General features: G+C 27.7%; 10 protein-coding genes. 2 read left to right on the top strand and 8 right to left on the bottom strand.

What is annotated here, in order from left to right; all coding sequences use genetic code 11:
• Window positions 1-470: 470 nt before the first annotated feature.
• From glmM to mbhE, 8 genes are all read right to left on the bottom strand, one after another.
• Complete coding sequence (gene glmM / locus H612_RS0106805; protein WP_027130760.1) at window positions 471-1,814, bottom strand: phosphoglucosamine mutase; 1,344 nt, start codon at window positions 1,812-1,814, stop codon at window positions 471-473.
• A 191-nt stretch (window positions 1,815-2,005) separates the two neighbouring features.
• A complete protein-coding gene (locus H612_RS0106800; protein ID WP_027130759.1) occupies window positions 2,006-2,374 on the bottom strand; it encodes a monovalent cation/H(+) antiporter subunit G in 369 nt (122 codons plus the stop codon).
• A complete protein-coding gene (locus tag H612_RS0106795) occupies window positions 2,361-2,651 on the bottom strand; it encodes a monovalent cation/H+ antiporter complex subunit F (protein ID WP_027130758.1) in 291 nt (96 codons plus the stop codon). The genes H612_RS0106800 and H612_RS0106795 overlap by 14 nt, the downstream gene beginning before the upstream one ends.
• Window positions 2,644-3,141, bottom strand: coding sequence for a Na+/H+ antiporter subunit E (locus H612_RS0106790; RefSeq protein WP_027130757.1), 498 nt, complete (start codon window positions 3,139-3,141; stop codon window positions 2,644-2,646). The genes H612_RS0106795 and H612_RS0106790 overlap by 8 nt, the downstream gene beginning before the upstream one ends.
• Before the next feature lie 2 nt (window positions 3,142-3,143).
• Entirely contained in the window at window positions 3,144-4,625 is a 1,482-nt protein-coding gene (locus H612_RS0106785; RefSeq protein WP_027130756.1) for a proton-conducting transporter transmembrane domain-containing protein, read from the bottom strand.
• Window positions 4,626-4,976, bottom strand: a complete 351-nt coding sequence (locus H612_RS0106780; RefSeq protein WP_027130755.1) for a sodium:proton antiporter — start codon at window positions 4,974-4,976, stop codon at window positions 4,626-4,628.
• Window positions 4,976-5,401: an MnhB domain-containing protein gene (locus H612_RS0106775; RefSeq protein WP_027130754.1), complete on the bottom strand. Its 426-nt coding sequence runs from the start codon at window positions 5,399-5,401 to the stop codon at window positions 4,976-4,978. Before H612_RS0106775 ends, H612_RS0106780 begins: the two co-directional genes overlap by 1 nt.
• Window positions 5,391-7,760, bottom strand: a complete 2,370-nt coding sequence (mbhE, locus tag H612_RS0106770; RefSeq protein ID WP_027130753.1) for a hydrogen gas-evolving membrane-bound hydrogenase subunit E — start codon at window positions 7,758-7,760, stop codon at window positions 5,391-5,393. The genes H612_RS0106775 and mbhE overlap by 11 nt, the downstream gene beginning before the upstream one ends.
• Window positions 7,761-8,137: 377 nt before the next feature.
• Between mbhE and deoD the strand changes: the two genes are divergently transcribed.
• Window positions 8,138-8,848, top strand: a complete 711-nt coding sequence (gene deoD / locus H612_RS0106765) for a purine-nucleoside phosphorylase (RefSeq protein ID WP_027130752.1) — start codon at window positions 8,138-8,140, stop codon at window positions 8,846-8,848.
• A 25-nt stretch (window positions 8,849-8,873) separates the two neighbouring features.
• Window positions 8,874-10,595: a phospho-sugar mutase gene (locus H612_RS0106760; protein WP_027130751.1), complete on the top strand. Its 1,722-nt coding sequence runs from the start codon at window positions 8,874-8,876 to the stop codon at window positions 10,593-10,595.
• The last annotated feature ends 458 nt before the right edge of the window (window positions 10,596-11,053 follow it).

The raw sequence follows: 11,053 nt of genomic DNA, 5'->3' as shown, positions 1-11,053 counted from the left end.
TTAGATAAAAAAATTAATATTTAGAGAATAAATTTTATTTTTTTGTATTTTAAATATAAAAAATGCCTTTATTTCAGTAAATAAAATAAAGTAAAGTTTTTACAATAAAAATATAAAGTAACTTTGAAAAAATAAATTTTTAATAAACAAATTATTATATATTAAAAATTTATTAAGATAATATTAAGAAAAAAAATATACAAAAAAATGTATATAATGTATAAAAATTTTTAAAATTAAAATATTCGAAATACAGATTCATATAATAATACAACCTAACTTATTAATAATATATTAATAAAAATTTTTTTAGTAAAAGTAACAGATGAAAAATTATAAAACAAATAGTTTTTCTTGAATTTTTTAATTTATAAACATAAAAAAAACTGATAATCTTTACTAAATTTAAAAGTTGAATAAAAAATTCAACATGAGTAATAGGAAAATTTTATCAGTTTTGTTATTATTATTTATTTTATTTCGTATTTTTCTCTCACAATATCAGCTACTTGTTTGCAGTACTTATCTGTAAGTTCATCACTACTTGCTTCAACCATAACACGAATCAAATTTTCAGTTCCTGAAGCACGAAGGAGTATTCGTCCGTTTCCTTTTAATTCTTTTTCTACTTTAGAACATTCTTCAAGAATTTCTTTATCTTCCATAGCTGACTTTTTATCACTAACACTAATATTAACTAATTTTTGAGGATAGATATCAACTTTGTTTGCTAGTTCTCCTAAGGATTTTCCAGAATTTTTAAGTATACTTGCTAATTTTACAGCAGTTAAAATCCCATCACCTGTGGTAGCATAATTCATCAAAATAATATGTCCTGATTGTTCGCCACCTAATGAGTAATCATTTTTTCTCATTTCTTCTACAACATACCTGTCACCTACAGATGTTTTAACAGATCGAAGCCCATTTTGCTCAATCGCTTTGTAAAAGCCAATATTACTCATTACCGTAGAAACTACCATATTATCTTTTAATTCACCATTTTCTTTAAGGTATTTTGCTAAAATAAACATAATTTTATCACCATCAACAATATTACCTTTTTCATCAATGGCTAATACTCTATCACCATCACCATCAAATGCGAAACCAACATCAACATTATTTTCTTTAACAAAATTAGCTAAAGTATTAATTTTTGTAGATCCTACATTATCATTTATATTAATTCCATTTGGTGTACAACCAATAGTTTCGATATCAGCTTCTAAATCACCAAATAAAAATGGAGCAACTTGTGCAGTAGCGCCATTAGCACAATCTAGTGCTATATTAATTCCTGAAAGGTCACCTGTAATTGATTGTTTTATATGTTGAATATATTTTTGACTAAGTTCGTTACCTGAGTATATTTTACCAATATTTTCATGGCTAACTTCTTTTACTTTCTCATTTTCATCAATAAAACATTCAATTTCTAATTCTTGTTCGTCAGTAAGTTTGAATCCATCCGGTCCGAATATTTTTATTCCATTATCTTGATATGGATTGTGTGATGCAGAAATCATGATTCCTCCATCTGATTCTATTGTTTTTGTAAGGTAGGCAATAGCTGGAGTAGGAATTGTACCAACAGTCATTACATCAACTCCAATACTAGTTAATCCAGCAGTAAGTGAATATTCAATCATATCGCAAGATATTCTTGTATCTCTACCAATTATTACTTTTGGACGATCTTTTTTATCAGTAAGTAATTTTCCAAGGGCTTTACCTACCTTAAAACTTAAATCAGCGGTAAGAGATTCACCAGCGATACCTCTTATACCGTCTGTCCCAAAATATTTCCTCATAAAAATAACTCCTTATTTTGTAATCTATATGAATATTACTATATAAAATAAAATAAGTCAAGGTTTCTAGGGTTTTAGATATAATTTAATCGTAAAGTATATATATATTTTGATTGGATTCAAGAATAATTATGAAATAATAAAAAACTTGATAAAATTTTTTAAAATTAATTTTATCAAGTTTTAAAAATTTACTTATTTAATTTCTCTATATCGTCAAGAACTTTTTTAGCTTCATTTTTATTATTTTTAGAATAAACTTTTTTGTTAAATATAATGGTACTAATTGAAATCATGTGAGCTGATACAGGTGATACTAAAAATAAAAATAAAATTGCTAGTAAGAATTTAAATTCGAATACATGAAGATATCTGTAGAAATAGATAAATCCAGAAATTAAAATAAGTTCTACTGCAAATGATCCAGTAACACCAGCAGCGTGTATTTTAGTTAATTCATCAGGTAATCTGATAAAACCAAGTACTGTTGCTAACATAGAAATAATAGCAAGGAGTATAAGAAGTATAATTATAATATCTAGTATACTATTTAGAATCATCACTGAATACCTCCTTTTTCGCTAAGAATTTAGCCGTAACTATTGTACCTACCAAACATATAACTGTAATAATTAAAATAAGTGATATATAAGAAAATGTTTTGTAATACATACTTATTAAAACAATTAGAGAAATTAATGGCATGGCAAGTAAATCACTTGCTATTAGTTTATCAAAGATACTAGGTTTTTTAACAATATATATTAAAAGGAAAAATATCATTGTTATACAAGCAAAAATTCCTAGTAAGATAACAAGGTTTAATATTTTATCCATTTATATCTACCTCCAATATTGCTTTTTCAAAGCTATTCTTAATTCCATCTATTTCAGAAGAAATGTCATTAGTATCAAGACAATGAATATATAACTTTTTATTATCATGTCCAATATTGACTGTAAGTGTACCTGGAGTAAGAGTAATCATATTTGAAAGTAGTGTAATTTGCCAATTTTTTTTAACATCAAGATCGTACTCAAAAATGACAGGATTAACGTCTAAATCTTTTTTAAACATCATTTTCAATACATTTATATCTGCCTTTAAAAGTTCTAATAAGAATATTAGGATAAGTTTTATCCATTTGTAAATATAAATGTAATAAAGTTGTTTTCCTAAGAAAGTTTTTGAAAAAACTTTTCTAAAAATAAATAGAAGAATCATTCCCCAGAAAAATCCTACAGAAAAATATTCTAAGTTATAATTTCCTACAAAGAACATCCACAGTGTACCAACAAAAATATTTATCAAAAATTGTAGCGCCATAATTACGCTCCTTTCCTCAAAATTAAATCAATATATTCTTTTGGATTTAATATCATTTGGATACTTTTATTAAAGAGATCATCTAATATGTTAGAGCTTATTCCAATAATTAAAGCGATAACGACCAATGAAATAAGAGGGATAAGGATATTTTTCGGAAGAGGTCTTAAGATTAAATTTTTATTTATATTGTCATAAAAAATATTAAGGAATATTTTTATTAATGAATAAAATACTACCAATCCTGATAATGCAACAATACTTGCTATAAAAATATTATTATCTAAAACCAATCCTTTAATAATGAGTGCCTTACCGTAAAATCCACTAAAAGGAGGGACGCCAGCTAATGATAAAACGATAATAAAATATATCCATGGAAGTGCAGGGTATTGATTAATCAAACCACATTTTTTCAAATATTTGACACCACTGACATATATTATCAATCCAACCACAATAAATAGAGCTGCTTTTAAAAGTATATCATTTACTGCATAGAATAATGCACCTTTTAGGCCAAATGAATTTAAGGTAGCAGTACCACAAACCATAACTCCGAGTGAAATTACTATGTTAAAAATTACTATTTGCTTTAGATTTTTTTGATAAATTGCTCCAATACATCCAGCAATTATTGAAACTAAGCCGAGTATCAGAAGATAAGATTTTATAAAACTAGATTCATAGTAAAATAAACCATAAGTTCTAATTATTGAGTATAGTCCAACTTTTGTAAGTAATGCCCCAAAAATAACTGAAACTGAAATTGGTGGTGCTGCATAAGATCTATTCATCCATGTAAATAGCGGGAATAGTGCACCTTTCATGCAGAAAACAAAGATCATTACTGCACCAACAAGATATAAACCTCGTCTGTCAGACATATTTGAAATAGTTTGTGAAATATAAGCCATATTTAAACTACCAACGATAGTGTATAGATAACCAATACTAATAACAAACAAACTTCCAGCAAAAACATTCATTAAAACATAGCTAATAGATGATTTAAGTTGCTCTTTATTAATACCTACCAAAAGAAGTAAGTAAGAAGACATAAGTAAAATTTCATAGAATACAAAAAGATTAAATATATCTCCAGTGGTGAATGCTCCATTAATTCCTACCATTATAAGTAAAAATCCTGGATAGAAAAAACTAAGTTCTCTAATCTTATCAATAGTTTTAAACGAATAAAACAAAGTTGCTAAGAAAACTACACCAGAAGTTGTTACTAGGATGCTGTTTAATCCATCTAAGGTCAAGGTTATACCAAAAGGACTAATCCAATTTCCCATTTCTAAAATTAGAATTTTATGTTTATTTACCATAAAAATGTTATAAATAGAAAATCCTAGTGTAAGGCTAGTAGCAATCAATGTTAATAAGCGTTGGAAAGCAACTCTTTTTCTAAATAATATCGTAATTGCAGCGAATAAAAGAGGTATAAAAATTGGTATAACTGGTAAATTACTGTGCATCTATTTTTCCTCCTTCATATTTTCGACATCTTCTAATTCAATTACATTATCACTACCTTTTAATTTAAAGTTTGCTATGTAAATGGAAATAAGCAAACATGTAACTGCAAAACCAATAACAATAGCTGTAAGAATTAATGCTGCTGGAACAGGATCTATATAATTTTTTCCAAGTTCAGAAATAATAGGAATGTCTCCATCTTCTAAACCGCCAGCAATAAGTATAATTAAATTCGCAGCATGACTAAAAAGTCCAACACCAATAATTATACGCATCATACTCTTAGAAAGCATAAGGTAAACTCCAGATCCAACGAGAATACCGCATAAGATAATCATAAAAAGTTCCATTATTTACCATCCTTTCCAAAAGCCAAAATAACTGACATTAAGACACCAACAACTACTAAGTAAACTCCTAAATCAAAAATAGCAGCAGTATGAAGCTCCATTTCACCCATTATTGGGATATGGACATGAGTAAAATGATGTTTAAAGAAATTTTTTCCAACAATTACTCCACTAAAAGCAGTACCTATAGAAAATAGAAGTCCGATAGCAGTAACATAAACATAATTTATAGGAAGCAGCCTAGTTACTTTATCAATTCCATAGGTAAACATAGAAAGTGCCAATGCCATAGTACAAAGTAATCCTCCTACAAAGCCACCACCTGGAAGAAAATGTCCTCCAAAATATAAACTAAGAGATAATAAAAATATACAGCTAGATATAATAAGTGATAATGTTTTTAAAATAACATCATTAGTTTTCATTTTTTGTACCTCCTCGCTTTATAATTTTAAACATAGCATAAATAATTAGTGCTACCATAGTCATAACTGTAATTTCAAATAATGTATCAAATCCTCTAAAATCAACAATGATAACATTAACGATATTACCGCCACCCGAAGCAACGACATTGTCAAAGTAAAATTTACTAATTTCTGATGGATGTTTATAAGCATAAGAAACTAATCCAATAACAATAAAACTAAATCCAGTTAAAAATGCAATCATTGCATTTGTTAACTTGAATTTTTGTTTTTCAATATGTTTTGTTTTATTTGTTAATAGAATAAATGCTATTAAGAAAATAATAGTAGATATTGATTCTATAACAAATTGAGTCATTGCTAAATCGGGTGCTCTAAATGTTACATACAATGCAGTCATCATAAATCCTATTCCTGATGATAGAATAATAAGAACTAAACGATTATATGTATGAGCTAGAGCAATACAACATATCACAATACAAAATCCAATAGCAATGTTCATAATATGGATCCTAGAAAATGTATTTATAATAAGTGGTTTTCCAATTGCTAAATAACCACCAATAATAGTAGCTGATAAAGTTAGGAAAATATAGCTCATATTTCTTCTAAGTTCATTAGTTATGAAGGTATCATGTAAAAGACCTGCTCCTTTATGCAAAGAACTACCTAATTTATTATAAATACCATGAACAGAAATTAAACTAGGATTGTATTTATAAATGATATTTTTGTTAGCATATAATTTATAAATAACAGCTGCAATAACAATAACAAAGATAGAAGTTATTAATTCACTTGAAATAAATCCGTCATGTTGGATGTGTGATATAACTTGCCTGTTAGTAATATTGGTGGCAAGTGCTGACATTTGTGCTGGAATAACAATGTAATCTTTTATAAAAGTATTTATTATTACAAAAACTACTAGAATTGTAGGTGCAATAAAAATTTTATTATTGGCTAAGTGAATTTTTTTGTCTTCAAGTATTTTGCTATCAAACGTTCCTAAGAAAGGTTTGAATGCTAAAATAAATGAATAAATAGCAGTACCAATTGCAGCAATTATAACAAGTATAATCACAACAACATAGAAGAAACTAGAATTAGTTAAACTATATACTGCCGTTAAAAAATATTCTTTAGAGTAAAATCCACTAAGAGGAGGGACTCCAGCCATAGAAAATGCAGCAATTACACTAAGAATAAAACTTAGAGGCATGAATTTTTGAATACCACGTAGTTTATTAATATCACGAGTATGGAATGTATGATCAATGATTCCTGTAATCATAAATAAACTTGCTTTGAATACAGCATGATTTATGATGTGGAAACAAACAGCATAAAAAGCAAAGGTATATATAAAATTATTGTTATTATATAAACCTAAATTTGCAATACCAATCATAAGTGTCATCATCCCAAGTTGACTTATAGTAGAATATGCTAAAATTCCTTTTAAATCTTTTAGGAAAATGGCGGAAATAGAACCTATAAGCATAGTCAAAGTTCCAAAAATAATAAGTATGTTTCCAAAAGATGAAGTAAATGCAGAGAAGATTACTCCTATTCTAAGTAGTAAATAAATTCCAGCTTTTACCATTGTCGCAGAATGCAGATAGCTACTAATAGGTGTAGGAGCAGCCATTGCATCTGGTAACCAAATATGAAATGGAAATTGTGCAGATTTTGTGAATGCTCCAAAAAGAATCAAAACCATAGCAACTAAATATTTAGAAGTATAATTATTATTTTGACTATAGGAAATAATTTCACTTACATTAAAACTTCCAGTTATATTATTTAAAATAAAAATACCAGAGAGCATAAGCACTCCACCAAATACTGTAATAATAAGTGATTTTAATGCCCCTTTTCTTGAAGCATCATTCTCATGCCAATAGCTAATAAGTAGAAATGAAGAAACGGAAGTCATTTCCCAAAACATATACATACTTAATAGATTATCAGAGAGAACAACTCCCAACATTGCTGACATAAATATAAGTAAGAATATATAGAATTTATGTAATTTTTCATCCTTTATATTCATGTAATAACATGAATATAAAATTACAAGAGTACCAATTCCGGTTATAAGCAAAGCAAAAAGTAGGGATAATCCATCAAGTTTTAGATTTATATCAAGTCCCACATTAGATGCAAATGCAAATGATTTATAAATAATACCGCCAGAATATATATTTTTTAGATTAGATAAAAAATATATAAATAAAAGTAGTGGTACAATTATAACAAACTTTCCAGTGTGAATATTTCTAAAATTCTTTCTAAGAAGTGGAACAAAAAACATTGCAATTACTGGGAAAAAGACAGCTAATTGTAACATAAAAAAACCTCTTTCTAATAAATTTTAAATCATAAGTTTAATTATATAATAAAACTTATGAAAATACTATTAAAATTGTAGTTAATTTTCTCATAAGCTCATAATAAAATATAAATTAGAAAGAAAAAATATAATTTTATACTTTAATGTTAATGCTAATTTTTTAGAAATAAAAAACATAATAGTAGAAGTTTTTCTCTAAAAAATTTTTACAAAAAAATTAAATTTTGACTGAATAAAAATTTAATAATTTAGAGAAAAAAACTTTAAATGTATAAATAAGGTAAAGATAATTATTTTTTTAATATCTCTTGTTAAGGAAACAAAAAAAAGGTATAATAATGTTATTATTAAAATATTTACAGGGGGACTAACCGATGTCAAATAAACAAACACCACATATTAAACCTAATGGAGTAGAAATAGCAGAAACAGTTTTACTACCAGGTGATCCGCTAAGAGCAAAATTTATTGCAGAAACTTTTTTAGAGGATGCGGTTTGTTTTAATGAAGTGCGTGGAATGCTTGGATATACTGGAACATATAATGGGAAAAAAATTTCAGTAATGGGTACTGGAATGGGACCTGCTAGTATTGGAATTTATTCATATGAATTAATTCATACTTTTGGAGTTAAAAATTTAATTAGAATTGGAACTTGTGGGGCATTACAGCCAGATGTTAAATTATATGATGTAATTTTGGGGATGGGATCTTCAACTAATTCAAACTACATGCATCAATATAATATCCCAGGAAATTATAGTTTAACAGCTTCATTTGAATTATTATTAAAAGCGTATAATAAAGCTTGTGAGATGAATCAACCCGTTCATGTTGGGAATATTTTATGTAGTGAAATTTTTTATAATGCAGATGAAAAAGCTATGGAAAATTGGATAAAAATGGGAGTTTTAGCAGTTGAAATGGAAAGTACAGCCTTGTACGCAAATGCAACAGCTGCTGGAGTAAATGCTTTAACAATTCTTACTGTTAGTGATTCATTAGTAACAGGAGAAGAAACTACTCCCGAAGAAAGACAAACAGCATTTACAAAAATGATGGAAATAGCATTAAACTTAGCTTAATTTTTAGTAAAAGAGGTGATATATATTGAGTAATTATCAAGAATTATATGAAAAATGGTTAGATAGCTCAGCACTTACTGAAGAAGAAAAACTTCAGTTGAAAAATGTTGCTGGTAATGAGGAAGAAAAAGAGGATAGATTCTATAAAGAATTAGAGTTTGGGACTGCTGGACTTCGTGGAAAAGTAGGAATGGGTTCTAACAGAATGAATCGTTTTATTATTGCACGTGCTACTAAAGCATTAGCAAGAACAATTATAGATAACGGATTGCAAGATAAAGGAATTGCAATTGCACATGATCCGCGATTATTCTCTAAGGAATTTGCAAAATTAGCTGCATTGGTAATGGCTAGTAGTGGTGTGAAGGCGTATCTTTTTGAAGATCTTCGTCCTACACCAGAATTATCATTTGCTATTCGTTATTTAGAAACTGCAAGTGGAATTAATATTACTGCAAGTCACAATCCAAAAGAGTACAATGGCTATAAAGTATATTGGCAAGAAGGTTCGCAGATTAAGTCTGATATAAGTGATAAAGTTCTTGAATATATTAATTCAATGGATATTTTTGATAACTATGTTACTATTAGTGAAGAAGAAGCAATAGAAAAAGGACTTTTAGTATATATAGGAGAAGAAATAGATGAAAAATTCTATGAAGAATCTTTGAATTGTGCTATTAATGATGAAAATATAGACAAAAGTATTTCAGTGGTTTATACTCCACTAAATGGTGCTGGATACAAGGCAGTAACGACTGTGTTAGCACGTCGTGGTTTTGAGAATGTTCATGTAGTAGAAGAACAAAAAGATCCAGATGGAACATTTCCAACTATTGAATATCCGAATCCAGAAGATACTGCAGCATTTGAGTATAGTGAACGTTTAGCAAAAGATGTTAATGCAGATATACTTATTGCAACTGATCCAGACTGTGATCGATTAGCTGTAGAAGTGGTTCATAAAGGAGAAATCGTTCCATTCAATGGTAATCAAACTGGAGCAATTTTGGTTCAATATGTAATTGAAAATTTGGCAAAACAAAATAAACTTCCTGAAAATCCAGTCTTAGTAAAATCAATTGTTACTTCTAAAATGGTGGAGCCGTTGTGTAAAGAATACGGGGTAGAAGTTGTTGATGTTTTAACAGGATTTAAAAATATTTGTGCATTGCCTAATGAATGGGACAAAACTCATGAGAAAAATTATGTTATGGGATATGAAGAAAGCATAGGATATAATGTAGGAACATTTTTACGTGATAAAGATGGTGTTACCATAGCAATGTTACTAGTCGAAGCAGCAGCTTTTTACAAAAAACAAGGAAAATCATTGGTTGATGTATTGGATGGATTTTACGATAAATATGGTTACTATCTAGACAAAACAATTTCTATTGTTCTTGAAGGTGCGAGTGGAGCTAAACGTATTGGTCGCATGATGAAGGAATATCGTGAAATTTTTTCTCGTGAAATTGCTGGTAGTGAAATAATAGCGGTGACTGATTATTTAACTCAAAAAGAAAAGACAGTTAAAACTGGTGAAGAAAAAGATATTGAAATTGAAAAAACAAATGCTGTTAAATTTAGTTATTCGGATGAATCATGGTATACATTGCGTCCAAGTGGAACAGAACCAAAAATTAAATTATATATTTATGTAAAAGATACTAATAGAAAAATAGCAGAAGAGAAATTGGTTAAATTTGAGGAAAAGGTATTAGAGTTACTTTATTCAATTGACTAGAGGAAATTTATAAAAGATAGTTTGGATAAGGTATATATAAATTTTAATTTCTACAAAATCACAAGCTAACGATAAGCTGTAATACTCAGTTTGAGATATATGCAAGTGTTAATATTCAAAAATCATAAATATCTTTAGATTTATTTTATAAAACATAACAACATAAAATAATGTTTATCCAAAAGGGGTGAAATTACTAATTAAATGAATAATATATTTGAACAGGAATGATAGTTTAGAAGAGATTTTTAACGGGAACAGAATAATATATATTTTCATATTATATAATGTTTTTTATTAAGAGTTGTATTTTTTAGTTACAGGAACTTAGTGATTTTGTTTACAAAGGGGAAATATCATCTAAAAAATACTGTAATTAAATGTTGATGACATAATATTTTCTTACTTAATTTTTTATAAAAGTTAAGCATTGCTTCTTTAAAACTCTAAATTTTGAT

This window comes from Gemella cuniculi DSM 15828 (assembly GCF_000425665.1).
Taxonomy (GTDB): Bacteria; Bacillota; Bacilli; order Staphylococcales; family Gemellaceae; genus Gemella; species Gemella cuniculi.
Note: the sequence above shows the minus strand (reverse complement) of the source record. Positions and strands in the feature narration are given on the sequence as shown.

Bases quoted from the DNA above. Each gene is read 5' to 3' on its own strand.
- glmM (WP_027130760.1), bottom strand. From the start codon at position 1,814: ATGAGGAAATATTTTGGGACAGACGGTATAAGAGGTATCGCTGGTGAA.
- H612_RS0106800 (WP_027130759.1), bottom strand. From the start codon at position 2,374: ATGATTCTAAATAGTATACTAGATATTATAATTATACTTCTTATACTC.
- H612_RS0106795 (WP_027130758.1), bottom strand. From the start codon at position 2,651: ATGGATAAAATATTAAACCTTGTTATCTTACTAGGAATTTTTGCTTGT.
- H612_RS0106790 (WP_027130757.1), bottom strand. From the start codon at position 3,141: ATGGCGCTACAATTTTTGATAAATATTTTTGTTGGTACACTGTGGATG.
- H612_RS0106785 (WP_027130756.1), bottom strand. From the start codon at position 4,625: ATGCACAGTAATTTACCAGTTATACCAATTTTTATACCTCTTTTATTC.
- H612_RS0106780 (WP_027130755.1), bottom strand. From the start codon at position 4,976: ATGGAACTTTTTATGATTATCTTATGCGGTATTCTCGTTGGATCTGGA.
- H612_RS0106775 (WP_027130754.1), bottom strand. From the start codon at position 5,401: ATGAAAACTAATGATGTTATTTTAAAAACATTATCACTTATTATATCT.
- mbhE (WP_027130753.1), bottom strand. From the start codon at position 7,760: ATGTTACAATTAGCTGTCTTTTTCCCAGTAATTGCAATGTTTTTTGTT.
- deoD (WP_027130752.1), top strand. From the start codon at position 8,138: ATGTCAAATAAACAAACACCACATATTAAACCTAATGGAGTAGAAATA.